The organism is Micromonospora sp. ABR4_055 (assembly GCF_056160425.1).
Map to the genome: position 1 here is coordinate 17,214 of NZ_JBSWXD010000042.1, position 25,023 is coordinate 42,236.

14 protein-coding genes, 2 tRNA genes and 3 pseudogenes are annotated in these 25,023 nt (G+C 66.7%); 9 read left to right on the forward strand and 10 right to left on the reverse strand.

Features of this window, described 5'->3' with window-relative positions:
- Window positions 1-236: 236 nt before the first annotated feature.
- The 3 genes from ACXAHD_RS12635 to ACXAHD_RS12645 are packed head-to-tail and all read left to right on the forward strand — an operon-like array spanning window position 237 to window position 9,111.
- Entirely contained in the window at window positions 237-3,431 is a 3,195-nt protein-coding gene (locus ACXAHD_RS12635) for a helicase-related protein (RefSeq protein WP_475050651.1), read from the forward strand.
- Window positions 3,428-6,196, forward strand: coding sequence for a hypothetical protein (locus ACXAHD_RS12640; RefSeq protein ID WP_475050654.1), 2,769 nt, complete (start codon window positions 3,428-3,430; stop codon window positions 6,194-6,196). The genes ACXAHD_RS12635 and ACXAHD_RS12640 overlap by 4 nt, the downstream gene beginning before the upstream one ends.
- The gene (locus ACXAHD_RS12645) at window positions 6,193-9,111 is read left to right on the forward strand and encodes a DUF499 domain-containing protein (protein ID WP_475050658.1); all 2,919 of its coding nucleotides are present in this window, start codon (window positions 6,193-6,195) and stop codon (window positions 9,109-9,111) included. The genes ACXAHD_RS12640 and ACXAHD_RS12645 overlap by 4 nt, the downstream gene beginning before the upstream one ends.
- A 94-nt stretch (window positions 9,112-9,205) precedes the next feature.
- Here the strand turns inward: ACXAHD_RS12645 and ACXAHD_RS12650 are convergent.
- The 4 genes and pseudogenes from ACXAHD_RS12650 to ACXAHD_RS12665 form a co-directional block, all read right to left on the reverse strand.
- Window positions 9,206-10,089 (reverse strand): annotated as a pseudogene (locus ACXAHD_RS12650) (ISL3 family transposase); the annotation flags it as partial.
- Between the two features lie 11 nt (window positions 10,090-10,100).
- Complete coding sequence (locus ACXAHD_RS12655) at window positions 10,101-10,271, reverse strand: hypothetical protein (protein WP_475050661.1); 171 nt, start codon at window positions 10,269-10,271, stop codon at window positions 10,101-10,103.
- 481 nt (window positions 10,272-10,752) lie between these two features.
- A complete protein-coding gene (locus tag ACXAHD_RS12660; protein ID WP_475050663.1) occupies window positions 10,753-12,696 on the reverse strand; it encodes a UvrD-helicase domain-containing protein in 1,944 nt (647 codons plus the stop codon).
- Window positions 12,693-14,765 carry an ATP-dependent nuclease gene (locus ACXAHD_RS12665; RefSeq protein WP_475050666.1) on the reverse strand — a complete coding sequence of 691 codons (2,073 nt, stop codon included), beginning with the start codon at window positions 14,763-14,765 and terminating at the stop codon, window positions 12,693-12,695. The genes ACXAHD_RS12660 and ACXAHD_RS12665 overlap by 4 nt, the downstream gene beginning before the upstream one ends.
- A gap of 215 nt (window positions 14,766-14,980) precedes the next feature.
- On the opposite strand from ACXAHD_RS12665, the gene ACXAHD_RS12670 reads away from it, so the two are divergent.
- Window positions 14,981-15,352 (forward strand): DddA-like double-stranded DNA deaminase toxin, encoded by a 372-nt coding sequence (locus ACXAHD_RS12670; protein ID WP_475050669.1) that lies wholly within the window; start codon window positions 14,981-14,983, stop codon window positions 15,350-15,352.
- On the opposite strand, the gene ACXAHD_RS12675 is transcribed toward ACXAHD_RS12670, so the two are convergent.
- Window positions 15,336-16,261 (reverse strand): IS5 family transposase gene (locus ACXAHD_RS12675; protein ID WP_475050691.1). Its coding sequence is split into 2 segments (ribosomal slippage): window positions 15,336-15,818 and window positions 15,821-16,261, totalling 924 coding nucleotides; the frame shifts between segments, so codons are not numbered across the junction. The two genes, ACXAHD_RS12670 and ACXAHD_RS12675, sit on opposite strands and share 17 nt — an antisense overlap.
- Window positions 16,262-16,471: 210 nt before the next feature.
- Between ACXAHD_RS12675 and ACXAHD_RS12680 the strand changes: the two are divergent.
- The 3 genes and pseudogenes from ACXAHD_RS12680 to ACXAHD_RS12690 all read left to right on the forward strand — a co-directional run bounded on the left by ACXAHD_RS12680 (window position 16,472) and on the right by ACXAHD_RS12690 (window position 19,444).
- Window positions 16,472-17,593: pseudogene (locus ACXAHD_RS12680) on the forward strand (IS630 family transposase).
- Window positions 17,594-17,699: 106 nt separating this feature from the next.
- Window positions 17,700-18,140 (forward strand): Imm1 family immunity protein, encoded by a 441-nt coding sequence (locus tag ACXAHD_RS12685; RefSeq protein ID WP_475050672.1) that lies wholly within the window; start codon window positions 17,700-17,702, stop codon window positions 18,138-18,140.
- Between the two features lie 314 nt (window positions 18,141-18,454).
- Window positions 18,455-19,444 carry an AbiJ-related protein gene (locus ACXAHD_RS12690; RefSeq protein ID WP_475050675.1) on the forward strand — a complete coding sequence of 330 codons (990 nt, stop codon included), beginning with the start codon at window positions 18,455-18,457 and terminating at the stop codon, window positions 19,442-19,444.
- Window positions 19,445-19,525: 81 nt separating this feature from the next.
- On the opposite strand, the gene ACXAHD_RS12695 is transcribed toward ACXAHD_RS12690, so the two are convergent.
- Together ACXAHD_RS12695 and ACXAHD_RS12700 are read right to left on the reverse strand one after the other, a co-directional pair.
- Window positions 19,526-20,797, reverse strand: a complete 1,272-nt coding sequence (locus tag ACXAHD_RS12695; protein WP_475050682.1) for a hypothetical protein — start codon at window positions 20,795-20,797, stop codon at window positions 19,526-19,528.
- Between the two features lie 191 nt (window positions 20,798-20,988).
- Window positions 20,989-21,192 carry a hypothetical protein gene (locus ACXAHD_RS12700; RefSeq protein ID WP_475050688.1) on the reverse strand — a complete coding sequence of 68 codons (204 nt, stop codon included), beginning with the start codon at window positions 21,190-21,192 and terminating at the stop codon, window positions 20,989-20,991.
- Window positions 21,193-21,363: 171 nt separating this feature from the next.
- On the opposite strand from ACXAHD_RS12700, the pseudogene ACXAHD_RS12705 reads away from it, so the two are divergent.
- Window positions 21,364-21,531: pseudogene (locus ACXAHD_RS12705) on the forward strand (methyltransferase, FxLD system); the annotation flags it as partial.
- Between the two features lie 403 nt (window positions 21,532-21,934).
- Here ACXAHD_RS12705 and ACXAHD_RS12710 read toward each other — a convergent pair.
- The 3 genes from ACXAHD_RS12710 to ACXAHD_RS12720 all read right to left on the reverse strand — a co-directional run bounded on the left by ACXAHD_RS12710 (window position 21,935) and on the right by ACXAHD_RS12720 (window position 23,518).
- Window positions 21,935-22,007 (reverse strand) — tRNA-Arg (locus tag ACXAHD_RS12710).
- A 35-nt stretch (window positions 22,008-22,042) separates the two neighbouring features.
- Window positions 22,043-22,133: transfer RNA gene (locus ACXAHD_RS12715), tRNA-Ser, on the reverse strand.
- 86 nt (window positions 22,134-22,219) lie between these two features.
- The gene (locus tag ACXAHD_RS12720) at window positions 22,220-23,518 is read right to left on the reverse strand and encodes a multidrug effflux MFS transporter (RefSeq protein ID WP_281552702.1); all 1,299 of its coding nucleotides are present in this window, start codon (window positions 23,516-23,518) and stop codon (window positions 22,220-22,222) included.
- Between the two features lie 634 nt (window positions 23,519-24,152).
- Here ACXAHD_RS12720 and ACXAHD_RS12725 point away from each other — a divergent pair.
- Entirely contained in the window at window positions 24,153-24,824 is a 672-nt protein-coding gene (locus ACXAHD_RS12725; protein WP_281552703.1) for a S1 family peptidase, read from the forward strand.
- Window positions 24,825-25,023 lie beyond the last annotated feature (199 nt).

The following is a 25,023-nucleotide window of genomic DNA, read 5'->3' on the forward strand; positions in this document are numbered from 1 at the left end:
GCCGACCAGCAAGCTCGACTAAGTGCGGGCGTTGAATGAGGCCGGCGCGTGTGTCGGTGGCCGGTGAACTCACTGGCCGCCGACAGTCTGTCGGTCTGCCATAGGTCCAGTGAGCTCAGGTATGCTGACGGGCCGTCGATCAGGCGGTGCGGAGCGTCTTCGGCCCGTGGCGCCGGATGTGGTGACGGGGAGGTGCCGTGTCCGCTACACGGTCGAGTGCGGTACCTGAGCCGGGAGTGCAGCTGACCATCGACGGGCAGCTTGTCACCATCTTGGCAGCCACGCCTACGCACAGCGGCACCGACCTGGTTTTCCGGCGCGGCGACGGCAGCCTGGGCGAGGCATCCCTGGACGAAGCGGATCTGCACCGCGCGCTCGTACCCGTCAACGACGCCGGCGGCCATCCCGAACGAGCCCTGACGGGCTTGTGGGGACGGTGGATGCAGTACGCGGTCCCGCGCATCCGGTCCGCCGTGCTGGCGACCCGGCCGCTACGGCCATACGCCCACCAGGATGAAGCTGTCTTCACCCACATGCTGGCCCAGCCACGCCTACGGTTCTTGCTCGCCGACGAACCCGGCACGGGCAAAACGATCATGACTGGGATGTACCTGGCCGAAGGCGCCCGACGCGGTCTCATCCCCGGCCGTACCATCATCGTCGTCCCGGCCCACCTGGTCGAAAAGTGGCGCCGCGACCTGCGCCGGTACTTCGCAGTCGAAGCTGATCGGCTCACCCCCGAACTCGCCCGTGACCCCAAAGACCTCGACCCGCGCGTCAACGTCTGGGTCGTGTCGGTAGACCTCTACACCTACAACAGCGATGTGCGCCGCAAGGTCTCCGGTGCCCGCGCCTCATGGTCGCTCGCCGTCTTTGACGAGGCACACCGGCTCACCCCGACATCGCAGTACCTCACGGCAGCCCGCGAACTCGGCGCGCGCACCCACCACCTGTTGCTGCTGACCGCCACGCCGCACCGCGGCAAGGAGCACTTCTTCCGCGGCCTGCTTAACCTGCTGGACCCGACCCTGTATCCCTGGGATCCACGGCAGAGCGACTACGAGACCGCGCTGCGTCCCAGCACGCTGTCCTTCCTCCGCCGGATGAAGGAAGAACTGAAGGATCTGGAAGGTCTGCCGCTCTTCCCGCCCCGCTACGCCGAGACGGTGTCGGTCAGGCTGACTTCCGCCGAGGACGCTGCCTACAACGCGGTGATGGACTACGTCGACGCGTTCTACGGGGAGAACGCGACCCTGGCCCGCTCCATCTACGGCAAGCGGGCCGCGTCCTCCGTCACGGCAGCAACTGAGACCATTCGCCGCCGTGAGCAAGCTTTGCGCCGGCCCGCAAACACCCGTACCGACGCCGCCGTCCCCGATGAGTTCGTCGGCGACGATGCGTCGCTGCACCTGGAAGTCGCGGACGACGAGGCCTGGCAGCGGGCCGAAGACGTGATCGTCGCCGCCCGCAGCAAGGACAAGCACGGCGAACTCGAACGCATCGAATCCGTGCTCGCCACGTTGCGTCTGGCAGACCAGGCCGACAGCCCGACCAAATGGAAGCTGGCCAATGACCTGATGGCCAGGCATGGAATCGGCCCGGGAGACGGCCAGCTACTCGTCTTCACCGAGTTCGCCGACACCGCCCGCTGGCTCGCAGCGATGTTCGACGCCGCCGGCTACACGGTCGAAAGGCTGGAGGGAGCCGTCGGCCACCGCGACCGCGACCAGCTGCAGCAACGCTTCCTGGACGGTGACTTCCAGGTCCTGGTCAGCACCGACGCCGGCGGCGAGGGCATCGACCTGCAAAGCGCCAACGTGATGATCAACTGGGACGTCCCGTGGTCGCTGGTCCGGCTCGAACAGCGAATGGGCCGCCTGCACCGCATCGGCCAGAAACACCCCGTGCACATCTATCACCTGGTCGCACCGAACACCCGTGAAGGCCGTGTCCAGGAGGTCATGCTCCAGAACCTGGAGAGCGCCGGCGAAGCGCTCGGCGGCCGGATCTTCGACCTACTCGACGCGACCGCCGCCCGCGCCGGGTTCGACTACGGCCGCGCGCTCGTGGAAGCCCAGCAGGCCGGCACCGCCACGCAAGTGGCGATGCCCAACGCAGACGAACTTTTCTCTGCGGCTCGCGAGCTGGTCGCCGACGAAGACCGCCTGCACACCCCGGCGAACACCGCGGCCGCGATGGCCCGATTCCGCGCGGACCGGCTGGAGGCCATCAACCCGGTCATCGTCGACGCATTCCTGGACCAGCTCGCCCGCTCGTACGGCTGGCAACTCGGCCCAGGCCCCGCCAGAGGCATTCGGGAGGTCACCTGTGCGGTTCCGCTGCCCGCAGCGCTCGGCGGCTCCACCAGCCGCCTGGTAGCCGCCGACGGGGCATCGGTGCGGCAGGCGATCAACGACGGCGCCCGCGGCTTGGATGACGTGGTCGTGCTCGGTCCAACCGAGGAACCATTCGCCGAACTCGTCGACCTCGCGCTCAGCCACGGCGAGACCGAGCTGGTCCGCGGCACCCACCTGATCGACTCGGCTGCGCTGACCAGCTACACGCTGTTGCTCTACGACGCCGAGGTCGAAGCGCACGACGGCCTGCGACGCTACCGCCGCAAGACTCCCCTTCTAATCCGATTCTCCGGAGCGGGCGCCTTCGAGGTCGCCTGGGAATCGTTGATGACGCTACTGCCAGACGAACGGCCTGCGGTATCAGCGGGCACGCTGACCCCGGCGATGCGCAGCGACGGGCTCGTGCAGGCACAGTCCGCCCTTACCCGGGAGATTGAACGGCAGCGGGCCGAACGTGCCGCGTGGGTCGACAAAGCGCGCCAACAACTGGACCTGGTCGAATATCGCTACCTCGATGAGATCGACGAACTTCCGGCTCCGATTCGCCGCGAGCGCCGCGAACAGTTCGAGATCTTGAAAGCAGGCCGGGTCCGGCGGTTGGAAGACATCGGCAAGGTCACCGGAACCGCCGCACGCCTGGCGGGATGGGCGCGCGTGTCCGGCGGTGCCCGCACCAGCGAGCTCGGATACGACCCGGACAGCGAACGCGTCGCCGTGACGACGGTGCTGCAGGAGTTGGAACGACTCGGCTTTGACGTTGACGACCGGCAGACCGCCGGTGTCGGTTACGACCTGTTCGCCCGCCACCGCACCGGCGGTGAACAGCGACTGATCGAAGTCAAAGGTTTTCATACCGGTCTGCGCGCGGTCTGGCTCGAGCAGCACGAGTGGGCCCAAGCGCAGCAGCGCGGCTCGGACTACTGGCTTTACGTCGTCGTCAACTGCGCCGAAGCACCCAAGATCGTTATCCGTGCGCAGGACCCGGCGGCGCAACTGGCTAACGGGCTACGACGTATCGAGCGGTTTCAGATAAAGGTGGCCGACCTGAAACGGCTGATGGAGGAAGATCAGTGAGCCCCGACGACCGGCCTTCGACCGACAGTGGCACATCCGATGTGCGTGCCCGCCTCATCGACCAGTGGTTCCCTTGCGCCGCCGTCGACGCCGCCGTCGGTACTCCCGCCGGCTCCGGGCGAAGCGAGAAAGCGATCTTCCCGTGGTTCGCGTCCCGGCCGATCGCCCAGGCGCGGGCCGCCGTCCTGACGAGCCTGCTGCCCTGTGATGACTCTCTCCGGGATTGGATCGAAACGGCGGTACGCCAGGGCAACGCGGATGCCTTCGAGTACCTGTCCAAGCAGATCATCGACAACTACGGCGGCCGTCCCCCCGTGGTCGTCGATGTCTTCTCGGGACGAGGAATCATCCCCCTGGAAGCCGCACGCGTCGGGGCGACGGCGGTGGGCGCGGACTTGAGCCCGGTCGCGACACTGGCCGGTCGGCTACTCGCGGACTGGCCACTGCGGGACTGGTCAGCTGAGCCACCACTGCCGTTCGCGACGGACACTGGACAACTCGACTTTCCCGACGTTGATCGACTTGCGGTGGACGTTCGCCGGGTGCATCAGGAGATCCAGCACCGCACCCAGAAGGTGCTCGCGCAACATTACCCGCCCAATCCTGACGGCCGCCGCCCGTGGGGGTACCTGTGGACGGTCTCCATACCTTGCGACCAATGCCGGCGACGCTTCCCGCTCATTGGGAGCCTCGCGCTTCGTCACCCGTATAAGCGAACCAATGATCGTGGCCAGTCGATGAGGCTGCACATCGACGGCGACCGGTGGCATATCACGGTCGAAGACGGAACCGCCGAATCGCAACCCACCTACGCCTCCGCTGGCAAGAAGAACAAGAGCGCCCGCTGCCCGTTCTGCAACCACGTACACAGCCTAGAAACCGTCAAAGCCAAAGGTGCCGCAGGGCAGTACGTGGATGAGCCGTTACTCGCGGCCGACTTTTCGGCCAAGGAGCGGGGTACCAAGAAACTCTTTAGAACACTCCGCTCGGAAGAGCGGGAAGCCGCACTGAAAGCCTCTCCCGACGAACTGCCTGCGGCCGTCGGGCTTTCCGGCGTTCCGGATGAGGGAATTCCACCGGGCAACGTCCACACCGTGCAGGCAAGCGGGTACGGGTACACCAACTACGGAAGCCTGATGTGCGCTCGACAGGCGCTGCTGTTCGGAACGCTAGCATCGCAGATTCGCGGATGCCATAAGGAACTGCTGGACTCCGGAATCTCGCCCGACTACGCGAATGCTCTGGCAGCCTTCGCGAGTGCCACGCTCATGCGTATGCTCAAACACGCGACGCGAGGGGCGAAACTGCGCGCCCACGGGAAGGCCGACGGGACCGGGCAGAACCGTGTACAGATCGACCACATCTTCTCCAACGAAGCCAGTCTGGCCTTCCAGTTCGACTTCTTCGAAGCCGGAATCGGCGAAGGACCTGGAACTTGGTCAGGCCTGACGGACACCGGGATGACCCCGCTGGTCGCACACCTTCGCGGTAAGCGAGGCAAACCGGCCCGTCTGCGGCGAGCCAACGCCATGACACTGCCCTTTCGCGATGGCTCGGTAGACGCGGTGATCACCGACCCGCCCTACTACGACATGATCGAGTATTCCGATGCCTCCGACTACTTCTATGTCTGGCTCCGCCGAGCGCTGATCGACATCCAGCCCGATCTGTTCGCCGAACCCGTCGGCACCACCATCGCCCCTACCCTGCAGAACAAAGACGATGAGATCATCGTCCGGCGCGTCTTCAACGGAGGTGTCCGGCACGACCGCGAGTTCTATGAGCGATCCCTGTCGAGGGCTTTCCACGAGGCACGACGTGTCCTGCGTCCGGACGGTCATCTGGTCGTCGTCTTCGGGCATTCCGACCCTGACGCGTGGCTGCGACTGCTCGGGGCACTGCACGACGCCGGCTTCGTCGTGACCAGCGCCTGGCCGTCACGCACGGAGACCTCGAACACCGGGGTCGCCAGCATCAAGGTTACGGTCACCATCGGCTGCCGCGTCGCTACTCCACGTCGGCCCGTCGCCACGGCCGCGCAGGTCGATCGTGAGGTCGCCACGGCAGTCAAGAAGGCGGTGCGGCAGTGGGACGTCGACGGCCTTGCGCTGACCGACCAGCTGATGGCCGCGTACGGGCCGGCGATGGAGGTGTACGGCCGATACAGTTCGGTCATGCTGCCCAACGGCGAACAGACCAGCCTCGATCGCTACCTGACTTTGGCGAGAACCTCGGTCCGTGACGCCACGGCACTCAAGCTTGACGAGCTACCCTTGGAAACCTTCGACCCGCCGACACGGCTCGCCGTCTTCTGGCAACGCCTGTATGGACGGACCGATGTTCCGAAGGGCGAAGCTCGATTCCTCGCTCAAGTGGACAACCTGCGGCTGGAGGACATCCGCAACTCCATGCTGGTCGAGACTAAGAGCGGCTTCAAGCTGAGCTTCGATCCGCCGGACACGGTGAATGATCAGTCCTCGACCTTCGATGTCGTGCGGGCGATGGCGGATGCCTGGGCCGAAGGTGGCACCGAGGCGGTCGCGGGTGTATTGGCCAGGGCTGGGCGGCAGGCGGCCGACCCTCACGTGTGGGCGGTCGTGGCGGAGCTGGTGCGGCAGCTGCCGGCCAACGACACCGTCGGAAAGGCACTGACCGCAGTCCAGCGGAACGCGGGAACCATCAGCACCATGGTTCAATATGTCGCCGCCGCGCAAGCAGACGCTCACGCACAGCTGACGCTACCCCTCGACGAGGATCTATCTTGACCACAAACGCCGCAACTCCTCATTGGGCAGACGTTCTCCAACTTCGGCCCGAGGTCCAAGCCTCGGACGGCTCCATCGGCGAACTCCAGATGAGCCTACACAAGGCCGTCTACCAGACTGTCGATGTCCCGTACCGCCGGGTCGCGTACTACGGCGACATCACCGAACCGACCCCCAACCTCGTCGGCTTCTTCGCACGCGTCGCGCGTCGGCTCGGCACCACCGCAGACGCCCCGGCGCTGTTTCACCTCGACCAGGGCATGGGCGGCGGGAAGAGCCACGCCCTGGTCGGCCTCTACCACATGGCCAACAATCCGGCGGAGTTCTTCACCACTGAGCTGGGCCAGCGGGTCCGTGAGGAAGCGACCAGAGGCACCGAGGGCCTCGACCTCGGCGGTGCCCGGGTGGTCACCCTGACTGCGGACTATTTCAGCCCTGGCAGCACCAACGAGGTGTTCGGGCCGGCGACCAACCTGTTCGAACGGTTCATCTGGTCGTTGGTCGGCGGCGACATGGACAGCTACAAGCGGCATGTCGCCGCCGGACCGAACAAGGGAACCATCCAGCACGCGCTGACCGAGAGCGGCCGGCCAGTGCTGATCCTGCTCGACGAGCTCATGGACTACGTCCTCGCCCTGTCGGACGTCGCCCACATCAACTCGATGCCCGGCGAAAAAGCGTTCCTGAACGCGCTGATGGACGCCTGCGACGACGTGCCCCAGGTCGCCTTCGTCGTGGTCATGATCCGCTCGGAACTCGACGAACGTGGCTATCCGCCGCAAGCCCTGGACTTCCGCGACTACGTCGCCGCCCGGCTGGTCCGGAACGGCCAGACCGTCGCCGTCACCGAGGCACAGGACTTCTCCGCGATCATCCGCCGGAGGCTGTTCGAGCTGCCCGGCGCCGAGCTGCCCATCCGCGGCATCGCGCAGCGGTACGTGGCCGCAGCGGAATCAGCCTGGCGCGACAAGGTCTTCGACAAGCTGGGCCCGAACCGTGGCCTGGCCGGCTTCGAGGAACGCACCGCCGGCAGCTATCCGTTCCACCCAGAACTGATGCGACTGGTCCGCGAGGAATGGTCGCAGGTCTCCGGCTTCCAGCGTGTGCGGTCCACCGTCGCGATCTTCGCGCGGACCGCGCTGCACTGGGTCACCGAACACCAGGCGGGCCGCTGGGCCCCGCCACTGATCGGCGTCGGTGACATCCCGCTCGCGGTAGCGCTCGAACAACTGCTGTCCTCCGGACTGCTGCTCGGCAACGATCGTGCGATCCAGGGCTATCGAGCGGTGGCCAGCACCGACATCACCAGTAGAGACGGCAAGACAGGGCGAGCAGTGGTGGTCGACGCGGCGTTGCGCCGCGACGGCGTGGCCATCGCCCAGGCGGCACCGGCGGTCCGCATGGCCACCGCGCTGCTCTGCTACTCGATCGTCGGCCGGCCGCAGGGGCGGCGCGGCGCCACCAAACCCGAACTGCTCGCCGCGATCTTCGGCCCGGCCGAAGCCGCCGTGCCCTACCCTGCGGCAGACGAGGTATTCAACAAGCTGACCGGTGACGACGGCCTCGGCGCGCTGGAAGTCACCACACCGACGAACGCCCCAGCCCGCTGGCATCTATCCATCAAACAGACCCTACGGATGTACTTCACCGCGGCGATGGCACTGGTGTCATCGGCCGCGCGAGGAGAGCTGGTCTGGCAAGAAGCGCAACGCCTCGCCACCAAGGGCACGTTCGACAGCCTTCTGCCCATCGACAAGCCGTCACGCGACCAAACGCCACTCGACAAGATTTTCGAAGGCACCGACAGCGCGGAGAACAGGCTCGTACTGCTGGATCCCCGCCGATGGACCCTGTTGAACGGCCGCGACTCGGCCAGCCGCGACGACATCACGGCCCTGCTCGGACTCGGTGAGCATTCGCTGCGAATCGACAACGCCGCCAGCTGCGTGGTCGCCTCCGTGAACACCCAGCGCCGCGACATCGCGTCCAAACGCGCCGCCGAAGTTCTGGCCTGGCGAGAGGTCATCAAGCAACTCACCGACGACACCGAAGACGAGCTGCGCGAAGCCCGCAGCAAGCATGACGACGCCCTGTCGAAGCTACGCCGAGACATCCAGCGCGCCTACCAGCATTACGCCTACCTAGTCCGGGCAGGCGAACTTCATGTCGAATTCAAGCGATTCGACGACGACACCAGGACGGCTCTCAACGGCGGCCACGTCTGGAACGCCCTCGTCGAGGCCGGCCGCGCCACCCTGCCCACCGCGCTGTCGGCCGGATACGTCGCCGCGCTCCTAGAGGGGTTCGACCGCTCACTCACCCCCCGTGAGATCGTGCAGTCGTTCTACAAGAACCCCTCATTCCCGCTGGTGACCTCGACCGATGAGATCCGACGGGCGCTGTTCGCGTTGCTGGCCGATGGCTGGGAACTCATCGATGCCGACGGCAACCGGCTGTCGATCAACGGACCTGGGCAGATATCCATCAATTCGATCAGCCAAGTTCTTCGCCGACGGGTAGAAGAACCGTCGCCCGCGCAACCCGGGCCCGCGACCCCCACCGGCACGGGTGTGCCGGGTTCGGCAGGGACGTCCGGGGGTGGTGGTACCTCTGATTCCCCGAGCGACCAGAAACCCAGCGACAGCCCGCCACCGGCGGGGCCGGCGGGGCCTACCGTATACAAGCGGTACCGGGTCCAGCTGGCCAACCGCAGCATCACCGGTGCCGATGCCAGAGACCAAGCGTGGCAGCTACTCAAGGAACTCGCGAAGGTCATCGACGCCGCGAACTCCGCAGACCATCAGCTACTGAGCCTCGACCTGACGCTGGTGACAGCCGAAGGTGACCAAGGGCAGATGCAAGCGAAGGCCCAGGCGCTGGGAGCACAAATCTCGGTTGAAGACGACGACTTCTGACTTGACCAGATCCTCTGCAGCCAATCTTGACATTCTCATTGGGAGTGTGAACTTAACGGCCCTGTCTCACATTCGGTGGTGACGGACCGTGTTGCTATCCGAGGAGGATGCGGTGGCGGAGCAGGGTGAAGCCTGCTCGTCCGTGCATCTGGCGTGCGATGCGTTTGGTCTTGGTGTTGACGCCTTCGGTGGGGCCGTTGCTGTAGGGCAGCGTGAGAGCGGCGATCACGGCGTCGCGGTCGCGGTCCAGGCCTCGGGTGAAGGCGTGCAGATGCGGCAGGTCGACGGTGCGGACCTGGTCGATCCAGCGGGAGAGCCGGTCGGTGTTTCCTGCGTGCGGGGTCAGGAGTACGGCGAAGCGCCCGACCGTGGCGGCGAGTTCGGTCATCTCTGGACAGGCGGCGGTGAGCCGTGCCAGGAGGTCTCGGTGGTCGGGTGTGAGGGTGGCGGGTCTGGTGAGGATCATCTGGGCGGGCCGGCGTGGGGAGATGTGGCTGCGGTCGTCGTCCGCACGGCCCTGGTTGATGTACTTGTGCAGCAGGTTGAGGCAGCTGGTGAAGCCGAAGGTCTTGATCTGGTCGTACAGGTGCGCGACGGGGACGGCGGGGTCCTCGGCCCGGCGGGTGCGCAGGTGCTCGCGGTAGGGGTCGACGAGGCTGGGCCGGTACTTGGGGACGCGGAGGATCCGTTCGGGACGGTCGGCTCGGGCATACCGTTTGACGGTGTTGAGCGTCAACTGGAGGCGGCGGGCGCACTCCAGCAGGCCCACGCGCCCTGGTCGAGCAGGTCGTGGACCTGGTGCCAGCGTTGCAGGGTCGTCTGCGCGCGGGGCCCGTCATACAGGGGTGCGTCCAGCACGACGGCCCAGCAGGTGCCGTATGCCTTCACTTCGCTGAGGGCGGCTTCGCGCAGGTTGTGCCACAGGTGCCACCTGTCCGTGACCTGCACGGCGTCGGGCAGGGCGCGGCGGATGGCCTGCAATGGTGAGGTCAGCTATTGGAACTGTTGGAACTGTAGGAATGCCCCGGGTCTCGTCGGCTGAGGTCGGCGGCGTAGGTGGTCCAGTCTCCGTTGGAGAGTTGCTGCCATTGGACGGCTGCTTTGATGTGGATGCCGAGCATCTTGGCAAGGATCGCGGCCGGGACCTCGGCGGCGAGCATGAATAGTTGCGGTGTTGCGGTCTTGGCGTGGTTGCAGTCCGTGAGCTCGGAGTCGTCTGGCGAAGGCGTCCTCGGTAAGCGGGCGTCCTGGCCAGCGTCCAGGGAAGAGCCAGATGGACGGCGTGTTGATCAGGCTGCCGCCGGGCGTCTGTTCGGTGGCGTTCGCGAGTTCGTTGACGAGGCGGTCCAGCGGGGCGGGCAGGACGACAGGCCGGTTGCCCAGTGCGAGCAGGGTCTGGCCGTCGGCATGGCGCAGGTGTTGAGTCGTCAGCGTGCTGATGACGGTGAGTTTCTGGGCGTAGAGCAGGATCAGAAGTCCGGCGACCCGGTCGGCGGTCGGGTAGGTGTCGTCGTGCAGGAGCCGTCGGGCGTCGGCCCAACGGCGGTCCTGGTCGCGAGTGGCCCGGCGGGGCCGGTCCAGCCCGTTGCCGGGGCGCTGAGGGCCGCCCTGGTTGGCGCCAGGGCCCTACATTCCCGGATCTCAGCCTCGATCGATCTCAGGAACGCCGGCATCGTCGAGCATGGCGAAGAACTCACCGATGCGCCCGTGCCGGGCATGCGGGCTGGTGGTTGTGAAGATGATTCGCTGGGCAGCGCGGGACAGCCCTACGAAGAACGTGGAGGTCGACTCGATGGGGTCTCGAGCGTGTGCCCACCACTGTTGGTCATCGAGGCCAAGGAAGAAAACGGTGTGGTATTCCAGACCCTTGGCGCGGTGGGCGGTCAACAGGACGACCGCGTTGGAGCATTCGAACTGATCGGCCGCATCAGTCCAGTTGGTGCTCGTCGAGATCACGGTAGCAAGCCGGGCCTGAAAGGCGTCGGTGACGAGGTGCAGCTGCTCGGCCGGCGTTGCCGACCTGACGTATCGGCGCAGCGCGGCCACGTCGAGCATGCCGAGCAGGAAGCTGGCCACGTCGTCGGCAGCAGTCTGTTCTGGCGGATGGGCCCTGAGCCAGACTCGCAGGCCGACGATCAACGCGGACAAGTCGTCGCCGACGCGCCGTTGCGCCGTGGTGTCGCCCTCGGCGCCGTGGATCCGGGTCAGTGTCGCCAGCACCTCGCGCCACACCCTGGGTAGTCCCCGCGGCTGGTCGGCCAGCCGTAGCAGGCCCAGTAGCAAGCGGGCGATCTCGTGTTTCAGGAGATCCTGCAAGCGCATCGTGGCGACCAAAGCGTCGTCGTTACGCACGTAGATGCCGTGGCGGGACAACTGCGTACGGAACCGGGTCTCGAAGTCGGAGACCTTCTGCCGGGCTAGTAGGGCGAAGTCCTCCGGTGCACGGCCAGAGGCAGCGATGTCACGGGCGATCCAGTCCGCGATGACGGCGGTCTCTCGGGCGAGGCTGGAGAAGGTCCACACCTCGGCGGGGTTGCCGTCGATGTCGTCGTCGGTCTTGGACAACACCGGTACCGCGTTGGGGTCGAGCTTGGTGGCGATGACGTGCTGTACGTCGACTAGGGCTTTGGTGGACCGGAAGTTCCACGTCAGCGGGTAAGTGGTCGCGTTGAACGCTTCAGCGAACCGCTCGAGGGCCTTGGGTAGCGCGCCGGCCCAGCCCATGATGCGCTGTTTGCTGTCGCCGACCGCAGTGACCGTGGGACCGCTGGCGAATACCGAGACAAGGAACGAGAACTGGGCACTGGTGGTGTCCTGGAATTCATCGACGAACACATATGGATAGGTCGTGCGCAGTGCCCGCCGCAGCTTCGGCACGCACCGGACGAGCAGTTCGGCCAGCCGGTTGAGCATGACGAAATCCACCCTTGCAGGGCCGCGCCCGAAGAAACGTCGACGCCACCACTGCAGCGCCGCATACGCGGCGGCGTCGTCCGGGTCGGTGTCCGGCGCTGTTACTGGCAGGTCCCAGCTGCCGACAGTGTCGGCGATAAAGCGGCTCGCGTGCAGTTGGGCAACCTGGAGACGTATCGGTCGCGGAGCAGCCGAGATGATGTCGCTGAGGAAAGCCTCGACCTGACGTTCGGAGGCATAAGAGATCTCGTACCCGTGCGGAATTCGCCAGCTGTCGGGCAACGCGGAGGCGAACCGGTCGACCAGGCCTTTGGTGAACGCGTCGAAGGTCATGGACACGAAGCGGTCGGCGTGTTCGGGAACACGGGCAGCGACCCGCCGGCGCAGATTAGCGGCGGCGTCCCGCTTAAATGAAATCGCAAGGATGCGCTGCGGCCACGGGCAGATGCCCGTCTGTAGCAGGTAGGCGGCTTTCTGGGCGAGGAACTCGCTCTTGCCGGCACCGGGCCCGGCGACAACTGCGGTGTTTCCTTCCTGGTGCAGCGCTTGCCAGCCGGCCGGTTCCAGGTCATCGATACCGCTCGGCCACCAGTCGGCGGCCGGGATCAGCAGAGCAGACCGCTTCGTCGGCGTGCTCGCCTCGTCCGCTTCGTCGGCGTCGGATCGACTCACAAGTCTACCCGGCGGCGAATGTATCCGATCAACGCGGTGAGGACCTTCGGTGCGCCGTCGCGCAGCTGTTCGTCGGTGAGGCGGCCCAGTGCCCGCAGATGGCTGCTCGGCTTCGAGTGGGACAGGAACAGGTAGCGGTACCAGCGCAGGCGCAGGACACGATGTGGTTGTCGCCAGAATGCCTCGTCGCTGCTTTCGTCACCGATGACGCGGGCCAGCGCGTCGCTCGGGTGCGGTCCGGTCTCACCAGGTTCGAGATTTGTGTACGCCTTAGGGAAACTGGCCAACATGATGTAGTCGAGATCAAGCGGTTTGGCGTAGAAGATTCCGAAAGTGCGCAGGTGCTTGATGATCGGCCGCAGATCAGGGAGGTTCAGTCCATCATCAATGTCACCGACTTCGGAGTAGTCGTCCAGACCATCGAACGGATCGATGCCGTTGGCGAGGAGCCGGTTGCAGGCGTCGCGCAGCCGGGCCGGGCCTGCGCCGGCACGGCCGTAGTCGAGGTCCAGCAGCGTCGCGTGCGGGATTCCGAGATCGTTGAGCAGCTTCCACATGTGGTTGGTGTGCCGGCCGCCGAGCGGCACCACCGCGACGAAGGAAGGGTCGAGATCAACGCCCTGGGCCTGGGCGATGCGGGGGATGACTAGCTGCTCGGTATCGCCCTCACCGAGCACGACGAACTTGGCGAAGTACATCTCGGGGTGTGCGCGTACCGCCTCGCGAATGTACTTGCCGGCTTCGGTGTCGTCCTCGGGAAGCGTGATTGCGCGTACCGAGGATGTGGCCGTGGTCGGGTCGTTGCGGAAGTAGCGCAGGTTTACCGGTTCGATGCGGGTCAGCACGCTGGCGGAGTGGCTCGACAGGATGGCCTGAGCCGCTCCGCTGCGGACAAGCTCCTGCAGTTGGCTGACAATCCGAGACAGGAAGAACGGCGACACGCTGTTCTCCGGCTCCTCAACGCCGACTAGCGTCAGGTTCGGCAGCTGAGGTGCATCCAGCGTGAAGTCCGTCTCGTGGGTGCGGTCACAGACTGCAGCTTCGACGTCCAAAGCGGTTGCCGTCAGCGCGAGGTGCAGCAGCGACCGTTGCCCGTCGCTGAGCAGGCGAGCGGACCGGGCGCGTCCGGTCGGATCCGGCTCGAAAACCAGCTCAGTATCGCGGACGAGCTGGTCGAAATCGTCGTCAAGCAGGCGCAGCTTTGGGACCGCGTGCGTCCCCGCATCGTGCAGCTGGCGCCACCGCGACCCCAACGCATCCAAGACAGCTTTGACAACCGGCTCAGCTGCGAATTGCTGCGCGACCTCCGCAGCGTGCTCCCGAACCATGGTCCGCAGCTCGGCCGACCATTGCGCTGCCCGCCACAGCCTGCCGCCAAGAAAAGCGGTCATCTGACGGGCGCCATCACGGGACGCAGGGATGTAGATCATCTGGATACGGCTGCGTTCGGCCGGAGGAAGCGGTGCGTATTCATCCTCACCGTAGTCCTCGGCCAACGTGCTAACGACGATACGATCCTCCGTGATCGTCCCGTCCACGGTGCCGTCATCTTCCCATGTGGCCTTCAAGACGATGCGGACCTTCAACTCTCCGCTGTCATCGGCAGCCATCCGCGAGAAGAACTCCGGAACCGCCCGCCCGCTGACGGCCGCATGTTCTGAGGTTCGGCCGTCCTCGCACTGAACGGGGTGCTCGTCGTCGCTCTCCTCGTCGTCGCCGAACTCTCTGCTGGTGCCCTCCTGAAGATCAACTACCTCGTCGGCTCCGGCATCCGTATCGTCGATTTGTTGATCGGCCTCATCGAGCTCCGGAAACGCGAGCACCACCTCGATCGTAAAATCGCGGCTGATCGCAGCTTCGGACTCGTCGACGGGAACGTGGAAATCATCCACGCGTACGGCACGTTCCCGGCCGGTGATCCCGAACAGCCGTAGCAGCGCTTCGCAGGCGGCGGTTTTCCCGCTTCCGTTGGTGCCGATGAAGGCGGTCAGGTCCGGCCCCAGGTCGATCGTGGTGCGGCCCGACCCGAAGCACTTGAAGTTTTCTAGCACAAGCTTCTCGATGTACATCCTTCACTTCCGGTACGACGAGGTCCAAGGCAGCGCCACGGCGGCGATCAGAGTATCTGAGAAGCATGATCTTGGTCCGGGATGGTGACATCCGCTGAGCCGTTCGCGTCACTGCGGCATCGCCATCGCCGAGTCTGGTCAACCTCCCACCGACATCGGGCAGACAAGCGGACCGACGCAACACCAGGTCCAGCCGCCCCGTCTCCACTCTCGCCATGGGTCGACGACGCTGGAAGCCGGCTGCCGCGCCGCCCCGGCGGCAAGGGCCCTACCCACGGACTTTCTCTTCGACGGCGACGGCACACCGCTCACAGAGTCAGGAGGGTTCCTCCGCAGCGGAGCGGTGCCCGGCGCCCGTGACGGACTCCGACCTGACTGTCATCCACTGGCAGGTCACCCGCGAGCACGTGGAAGCACACGCCGCGGCGCTGCTACGCAAGCCGGTGCGCCGAAGGACGCGGTCCTGGTGGTCAACAAACCGACCTGCGTCAGCCGAGTATCTCGGCTGCGACGAGGTGCTGCCCCGTATGTTGCCCGAGGGCAGCCGACTAGGGCATGTATCAAAGTCGGTCACAGCCACTCGTTGATCGCCGCGACCTGCACGGTCGCCTCGTACCGGACCGCGAGCTTGTCGTAACGGGTCGCGACGGCACGGTTGCGCTTGAGCCGGTTGATCCCGCACTCGACCGCGTGGCGCTGCTTGTAGATCTCGGGGTCGAAGGCCGGCGGCCTGCCGCCCCCCGACCCCTTCTTCCGCCGGTTGGCGTCCTGGTCGGCCTTCGACGGGATCGTCGTGGCGACACCCCGTCGACGCAGGTAGGCGCGGTTCGCCTTCGACGTGTACGCCTTGTCCGCCAGCACCCGGTCCGGACGGGTCCGGGGCCGGCCGGACTTCAGCCGGGGCACCTGCACACCGTCGAGGACCGTCGTGAACTGCGGGCTGTCGCCCTGCTGCCCGCCGGTCAGCACGATCGACAGCGGCTTGCGGCCCTGTTCACAGCCCGGGTGCAGTTTCGTGGTCCGTCCGCCACGGGAACGCCCCAACGCGTGGTCGTCGGGTTCCGACCCCGTACCACCAGGTGGCTCGGCCTGCAGATCCCCCTTTTACGCGCTCCGGCCGCGTGCTGGTGCGCTCGGCTGATCGTGGAGTCCACGGACACGTCCCAGACGATCCGTCCCGCCGCGTCGGCCAGGGCCTGCAACGCGGTCAGGATCCTGGCCCAGGACCCGTCGCGCTGCCACCGGCGGAACAGGGCGTACGCCGCCGCCCAGGAGCCGTAGTGGTCGGGGATGTCCCGCCACGGGGGGCCGGCCCGTGTGCGCCACCGGATCGCGTCGATGAGCTGCCGTTTCGTTGATGTGGGCGGTCGGCCCGGTCGGCGTGCGGTGGGCAGGAGAGGCTCCAGGACTGCCCACTGCGCGTCCGTCAGGTCGTGCCGCCCGTCACCGCTACGCTGGTCACGAGGTCTCCGTGTTGATGGTTCGTCTTGGTCGATAAGCCATCTACCGGAGACCTCGCTGTTTACCGGGCAGCGACACGCCGGAAGTTCGTCACCCGCCCACGGCCGACTTTGATACACGCCCTAGTGCGTTGGCCATGAACGTTCACTGGGTCGGCGACACGCCGGGACGCGTCCTTTGGCGGTCGGTGCTGAGGACTCACTCTCGACGGCGGTGTCATTGGCTGTCGAGAGTGGGGTGGCGGGGTGGCCGAGCCGGTACGGGCACGGCGGTTGACGCAAGAAGAAGGCCGTAAGCTGCAACAACTCGTCTGTAGGGGCAAGCACGATTCGGTCCGGGTACGGCGGGCGCTGATCATCATGGCGTCGGCGTCCGGGACACCGGCACCGGCGATCGCCCGGCTGATCGCCGGTCACGAGGACACCGTCCGCGACGTGATCCACGCGTTCAACGAGATCGGTCTCCGCGCGCTGGACCCTCAGTGGGCGGGAGGCCGTCCCCCGCCGGATCAGTGACGACGATGAGGCGTTCATCGCCGCGACGGCCAAGGCCCGCCCGAGCACGCTCGGGCGGCCTTTCACCTGCTGGAGCCTGCGTAAACTCGCCGACTACCTGGCCACCGACGCCGCCCGGCGGGTGGACGTGGGCCGGGAACGGCCGCGGCAGATCCTGCGACGTCACGAGGTCAGCTGGCAGCGGACCCGCACCTGGAAGGAATCCAACGACCCGGACTTCGACGCCAAACTCGACCGGATCGAGGAGGTGACCGGCACGTTCCCGAACCGGTGTTTCGCGTTCGACCAGTTCGGGCCGCTGTCGATCCGTCCGCACCACGGGCGCGGCTGGGCGCCGCGATCGCATCCGGACCGGCTGCCGGCGACCTACCGTCGCACGCACGGCATCCGGTACTTCCACGGCTGCTACAGCCTCGGCGACGACCAGCTCTGGGGCGTCAACCGCCGCCGCAAAGGCGCGGATCAAACCCTGTCCGCTCTGAAGTCGATCCGCAGGGCGCGGCCGGACGGCGCACCGGTCTACGTCATCCTGGACAACCTGTCGGCGAACAAGACCCCGGACATCCGGGCCTGGGCCGCTCGGAACAAGGTCGAGTTGTGCCTCACGCCGACCAGCGCGTCCTGGGCCAACCCGATCGAGGCGCAGTTCGGGCCGCTGCGGATGTTCACCATGGCGAACTCGAATCACCCCAACCACACTGTCCTGTCCCGCAAGATGCAGAAGTACCTGCGTTGGCGCAACGCCAACGCCCGCCACCCGGACGTGCTGGCCGCGCAACTTCGCGAGAGAGAGCCCGGGTCCGCAGCGAACGCCAGCAACGTTGGGGCCGCCCCCGGACCAAGGCCGCCTGACCGATCAGACCCGGTGAACGTTCATGGCCCTAGCGGTCCACGTGTCCGACGGAGCGACCACCAGACCGTTGAAGGTCTACACCGGCACAGGGGAGGGCATCGCGTCGTGAGCTACACCGTCTCCTGGGACGGCCCCTCCGCCGAGGAGCCGCACCGCGGCAACGAGGTCGCGGTATCAACGGTCGAGGAACTCGACCTGGTCCTCGACCGTGTCCATGCGCAAGCGGCCGCCGAGGACCTGCCCTACGCGGTCCAGATCCACCGACCCGGCCGGCACGGCGCCATCATGATCGGCATCGGCCACCACGAATGGTCCTTCGTCGACTGGCTTGACCGCGGCCAACCCCACGGCAGCGGCAACCGCTACGCCATCGACCCGAACCTGGCTCCAGCCGCCGAGGCGATCGCCTTCGACTTCTACGGAGACTGGAGCGAAGTGCCACCCGACCGCACCCGCATCAGCCCGTATCGCGCCCGCGAGGCGGCCCGCGAGTTTCTCCGCACCGGCCAGCAGCCGTCGCTCGACTGGACTACCGGCAGCCAGTGACGTACCAGGCCCTGACGCTGACGCACCTCGGCTAGAGTCGGCTGGCTGCTTATCGCCCACCGATCATGGCACGTCGGTGTGGTCCGACAGTTCTGCTCACCGGCAGGACCGCAGGTCGAGCACCGCCACTCCCGTCGCTCAACGTGACGCACCATCGGCGGCAGATCCGTGCACTGTCGACCACGACGCGGCACCGATGCAGTGGCCTTGCGGGGGCACCGCTGACCGGCAACGGCCGCGAGTTACGAGACAATCCTTTAGCGGTAGGTCTGCGGGTGGGGATGGCCTTGCCTCGCGTCTGCCACAATCGCTCTGTGGTGAACGATATAGATCTCGTGGACGACGACTTGTCCGTCACGTTCTTCAATCAAGATGCTGGCCTGCGTGGTCGGATCAATCGGCACGTGATCCGCAAGCCAGGGGATTGGTCGACAGAGGAGTTGTTTGACAACCTCGGCGTTTTCGCGGCGTCCGACCGGCGGTTCGCGCTCTTCCTCGAAGGCTTGGCCTCCGCCGAGGTCGTTCCCGATGAACCGACACAACGAGGTATTGCCAATGCCGTGAACCCGCATCTTCGCGGCGTCGGGGCCGAATTGCGGGAAACGGGAACTGCCGGCGGCTACCCGGTGTTCAGCGTCGTCTCCACCAGGGCGCAGGGCAACCGCCGGCCCAAAAACCTGATCTTCGCCTCACCGACCAAGCCAGACATTCGTTTCCGTGACGCCGTCGACAATGACATCGAGATCGTCGGAAACGCCGATGCGGTACTCGTCTACGACCGCCCTATCGGAGTCGATGGGATCCGATGGCGTGACCTCCAGGCATGGTGGAAAGAAAGGAACGGATATCAAGATGATGAGGCCAAGCGGACACTTTACGGGAGGCTCCGTAAGAGCCTGCCTCAGAACTCGCCTCCGCAGATCCTCCTTTTCGACCTCTACCACGACATATTCCGAACATCAGTGCACGGACTCCCGGCGTTGCTCCCAGAGGTTTGGTTGCATTGGGATCCGAAGACTGTCAAGACGCGTGGAAAGGAGGCGCTATTGAGATTCCGGATGGATTTTCTACTCCTCCTGCCTCGCGGGCAGCGCGTCGTGCTGGAGGTGGACGGCTCGCAGCACTACTCCACCGACGGCCGGCCGGACCCAACCGCGTACGCAGCCACCATGCGAGCCGATCGCGATCTGAAGCTCAACGGGTACGAAGTGTTCCGCTCGGGGCGGCGGACCTACAGGTCCACCCGCAGACGCGCACGATGGTTCAACGGTTCTTTGAAGACCTGTTCCGGGCCTTCGGCGTGACCGAACTTCGGACTGACTGACCTATTGCAGCGCGTGTTCAAGGTCCGCCACGGGTACACCGGAGAGCCAGCTTGAACCAGGTCATCCCTCCGGGATCTCGACTGTTCTGGGCCAGGGCACCGGCGTCGGCACCCGGACGTCGCTGGGCAGGTGCGGCACGAGAGCTGGTTGCAGGAGGCGCAGTCTGCTGCGCACGTGGCTCCAGGAGCCGCGCGCCAGCCGCTGCACCGGACACCCACAGTTGCTGTGGTTCCCGCCCGGGTGGAGCAGGCCACGTACGCAGACGAAGGCATCGTTGGGGGTGTCGGCGCGCAGCAGACGCCAACGACCGCGGCGCTGCTGCGGCGGCGTCGCGGCGAAGACCTCCGGGGTCTGCGGCAGATACAACAGATTGCCGTCCTGACGTAGTAGGTAGAGATGGTCGACCGTGTCCACCTCATCTGCGGCCGGTTCCTCGCTGGTGAGCCAGGAAACCGCGTCGGCGACCGGGCCGGGTCCCCACAGGTATTCACCTGGCCAGCGGGTCGTGGCATGCCGGGATTCGAATCGCTCGATGTCGCGGTCGTCGGGCACCGCGCGCAGCAGAACCCAGACCCATGATGGGTCACTTTCCGGGTTGAGACTCTCGGCCCGTCCGATGGCTTGCGCGCCGGTCATCGGACTCCAGCCCACCGCTATGACCACCCGGCTGGCGGGCGCAGGGTACCGCTTGCCGCCGGGGGTGGCGACGCCCCAGAGCTGGTTGATGAATTCCGCGAGGTCGCGGAACTTCCTGGTCGCCTCGACCGGGGTGTGGATGTGGTGCGGCCGGGAGTGGCTGAGCACGTTACGTAGCTCGATGATGAGGTCTTCGTGCCGGCGGGCCCGCTGACCACGCAGAAGGCGCTGGGCACGTGCCCAGCGCATGAGGTCGGTGAGCATTCCGCGGAAGCGCACCGGTCGGCCGTCGCGTTGCGGTAGGAACAGGGAGCGCTGCCGAACCCACTCGAAGATGTCGTTGTAGTTGTCGCTGGTCAACGGCTGCGCAGCGCCGTCTTCGTCCGTGAATGGAATTGGCCGGCCGTGGTAGAACTCGACGAACCGTGCGCGTAGGGCGGGTTCGTAGAGGCCGATGGCGGCATCGGCGACCTCGGTGAACTGTTCGTAGTCGATCACGCCGAAGGCGTGCTTCTGGCGAAGTCGTTCGAAGCTGTTCCGCAGACCGGTAGGGACCGCGTCGGTGAGCACCGCGTCGGCGATCAGGGCACGTTGAAACGCGAGGGCGTCGTCACGGTCCAGCATCCCACCGAACCCGTAGGGGCTGAAGCGCAGCGAACGCTCGTCTGCCTGCGCCAACTCAGCGAACATGCTCATCCTCCCGCCCCCCAACCGACACATTGTGCTTCGTAGTTGGACGACAGCGGTAAGGCTTATCTGCGGCGCGGGTCGACCCGCGCCGCTCGGCCGTCGATCGACCCTGCTCCAGGGTGCGGTCGGCGGATCGGCACGCCTATCCGTCTCGGCGAACCCGCCGAAGGGGGCGCGCAGGGTATGCTTGCTCCGAATCACCCGAGGACGACCTCGTGGTGGTACGCTTGGACCCGGGCACCGTCCGCGAGAACAATCTCGACCCGACCGCCTTCGCGGGTCCGCCTGCCCACGGCGTGAACCGGCTTACCCGTATGCTCGACCGCCCTATCCTGGGCGGAATGCGCGCCGTCGGGCCGAAAGACCCAGACCAGGCTCACAGGCTGACTGGACACCAGCACCCCCGAGGTAGCACACTTGTTCGAGTATCGAGTCTAGTCGCATCGGCTTCGGTAGGACCCCGGGACACGGCGCCTTGGGCTTCGGAATCGGTGACCTGGCCGAGTTGAGGGGCAAGTTGAAGGGCGGGCGCGGACGTAGGGCCGGCTCATCCGAACACGTGTCGTTGCTGGCTCGCAGGCGAGAAGGGTCGGGTCGTTTCGACCGACGTGGACGACGACCTCGTGGCCGGGTCGCGAGCGGGTCTGGCAGCGGCGGGGATCCGAAACGTGCAGGTCGTGCTCGCCGATGGCACGGACGGCTGCCCCGCCGAGGCGCCCTACGATCGGGTGCTCCACTGACGGCAGGACCCATTCATGGCCCGGGCCGCGAGTTGCCGCACACCGTCGGGCTGCTTGCATGACAACGAGACCACCGCTCGCGCGGCCGGCGGCCGTGCCTATCTTCACGTGGCGGCGACTACACCTCATGGCGATGTACACCAGAAGCGACGCTACTCTGAGCGGCTGCGACAGAACCAGCCACGTCGAGGCGCGCCGCCGCATTCCAGCATTCGGACTCAGCGGCGGGCAGGCCACACCATGATCAAAACCCGGCTGTACGCGACCACCTGCAGCCGGACCAGGCCGGACGTGAGGGACGCTCGTCGCACGAGCACCCACCGAGCACCCAACCGACCACAAGGGATGAGAAAGCGAAGGGGCCTGACTGCCGTTTCGGCAGGTCAGACCCCTGTTGATCTCGCGCGCCCGAAGGGACTCGAACCCCTAACCTTCTGATCCGTAGTCAGATGCTCTATCCGTTGAGCTACGGGCGCAGGTGCCTGGCAAGCATACACGCCTCGCCGAAGCGCGGAGACTCCGGGATTCGAACCCGGGAGGGGCTTTAAGACCCCAACCGCATTAGCAGTGCGGCGCCATAGACCAGACTAGGCGAAGTCTCCCCGGCGGCCGCTCCAGACCACCGCCGGTCGAGGATACAGGGCACGCCGCGCCCGGGGCAAAGCACCTCCCCGGGCCGGAGCCGACGTCAGTGCGGCGCGACCGGTGCCGGTGCCGTCCGGTCGGGTACGGGCAGGCGGCCGGGCCGCACGACGACCAGGAGCACGATCAGCGCGGCCAGGACGCCTCCCGTGATCACTGTCGCCATGGCGATGCTGCCGGTGCCGAGTAGCCCGACGACCGGCGCGGCGAGCGCGCCGACACCGAACTGCACCGCCCCGAGCATCGCGGACGCGGTCCCGGCAGCTTCCCCGTGGCCGGCCAGGGCCAGCGCGGGAGCGTTCGGCAGCGCGAACCCGGCTGCGGCGAGGACCGCCCACAGCGGGATCAGGACGCCAGGTAGCCCGCCGACGTTCGTGGCCGCGAAGCCGAGCAGGATCAGCCCGCACACCAGCCCGGCGATCAGTGAGGTCCGCAGGATCTGCTGCGGTGAGTAGCGGCGGAGCAGCCGTACGTTGAGCTGGGTGGCGGTGATCATGCCGACCGCTCCGGCCCCGAACGCGATACCGAACTGTTGCTCGTCGAGACCGTACTGGTCCTGCAGGACGAACGACGAGCCCGCGACGTACGCGAACAGCGAGGCCATCGAGAACCCGGCGACGAGCACCAGGCCGACGAAGATCCGGTCCCGGAACAGGCCTCCGTACACCAGGAGGGTGTCCAGCACCCGGGCCGGACGGCGGCGGTGCGGCGGCAGCGTCTCGGGCAGCCCAAGGGCGGTCACCGCGATCAGGGCGAGCCCCAGTACCGCGAGCGCGGCGAACACCCCTCGCCAGTGCGTCCAGCTGAGCAGCGCGCTGCCGAGGGTCGGCGCGAGGACCGGCGCGACGCCCATGACCAGCAGCAGTCGGGACAGTATGCGGGCGAAGGCGATCCCGCTGAACATGTCCCGGACGACCGCCATCGCGATCACCGCCGCAGCGGCGGCTCCAATACCTTGGACGATCCGCAGCGTGCCGAGCACCGCGATGTTCGGTGCCACGGCGCACAGGACCGAGGCGAGCACGTGTAGACCGGTGCCAACCAGCAGCGGTCGGCGTCGACCCCACACGTCCGACAGCGGCCCGATGATCAACTGGCCGATGGCCAGCCCGGCGAGCGTGCCGGTCAGCGTCAATTGGACGCCGGCTGCGGTGGTCTGCAGGTCGTCGCTGATTGCCGGTAGTGCCGGCAGGTACATGTCGATGGTCAACGGGCCGACCGCGATGAGCGTGCCGAGCACCAGGATCAGCCGGATCCGCTGCCATGGGCTGAGCAACTCACCGGGAGCCGGCTCCACGACGGTGACTGGTGCGGACCCGCCGGACCGTTGGGCGAGCGCTGTCATGGTTCCTCTTCCACGAGGGCGCGTCGTCTGCGCGCGGTAGGGCGCGGGTCGACGCGACCCGACTGGTACGCCAGTGCTGCCGCTGTGCAGGCGCGCAGCCAATCTCACAAGCTAGCCGTCGCGCTTGCCATTCCCGTTACGGCGAACGGTGTGGCGTGTCACAGCGGGTGCGAAGAGTGCACTCGTCGGCCCGGATGTCGGCCACTGCACGTGCGGAGGGCCGATGTCGGCGGTGCCCGCGCGGCGGGAGCCGGCCCACCGGCCCATCCAGGCTTGCCCAGGTCTACCCAGGCTCGCCAAGGTCCACCGGCCACTCCAGGCCAACGCCGGGTGGCGAGCATCCACCCGATCATCGTACTTACTGTGACGGACGACAATGCATATTGCGTACGTCATATCTTCGTGGGGCGGGTCGCTCCGTGGGACGCTATCAGAAAAAATCGGTCCGAAGTCTTGTCGTGGAAACCGTCGAAGCCTAATCTCTGGCATCACCGATGCGCGACTCGCGTCGCCGGTGCGGCGCCTGCCCGGCGTCGCCGGACAGCAGGTGTCCACCGACGGAACCCCGTCGTGGGACACCGGCCCGACCGGCCCGGAATCCCCCGGGGCAACCCCTTCGGTTAAGGAGCCAGCCTTGCGTATCCGACTCACCCTGGCCATCGCCGCGACCGCGCTGGTCGGCGCGTTCGTGGCCCCGTCCGCCGCGGCTGCGGCACCGCAACAGATCATCGGCGGCGGCACGGTTTCCTCGGCACCGTGGGCGGCCGCCGTCTTCCAGAACGGCTCGTTCGCCTGTTCCGGCTCGATCATCGCCTCACGGTGGGTGCTGACCGCGCGGCACTGTCTCGGCGGGTCGATGTCGGTGCGAGTGGGCAGTGTCTACCGCTCCTCGGGTGGCGCGACCAGCACGGTCAGCGCCACGTACGGCCGGTACGACCTCGGCCTGCTCTACCTGAGCTCGGCGGTTTCCACCAGCTACGTCACGTTGGCGTCCAGCAACCCACCGGTCGGCTCGACGAACACCATCTACGGCTGGGGCCGGACCTGCAGCAACTGTGACGCCTCGGCGCAGCTGAAGGCCGCTTCGGTGCGGACCACGACGAACGGCGCGTCCGACGCGTACGGCGGCCCGGCGATCCGCAGCACCGGGGTGAACGGCGTGGCCTGGCGGGGCGACTCCGGCGGTCCGCAGTTCTACAACGGGCAGCAGGTGGGTGTCTGCTCGACCGGCAACGGGTCGACGTACCAGAACTACGCCTCGGTGGCGTCCAGCCGGAGCTGGATCCGGTCGGTGGCCGGGGTCTGAGGCTGTGACGACCGGAGCGGCCGACATCGGCCGTTCGGTAGGTGGGTGGTCGGTGGGCCTCCCACGTACCGCCTGATCCGCCGGTTCGGGGGGAGGGGGGGGGAGAGGGGGGAAAAAAGAAAAAAGGAACCCAAAAAAGCAACAAAGGGATATAGAGAGGGGGAGGCGCGGGGGGTGGTTGGTGTGCGCTCACGCCCCT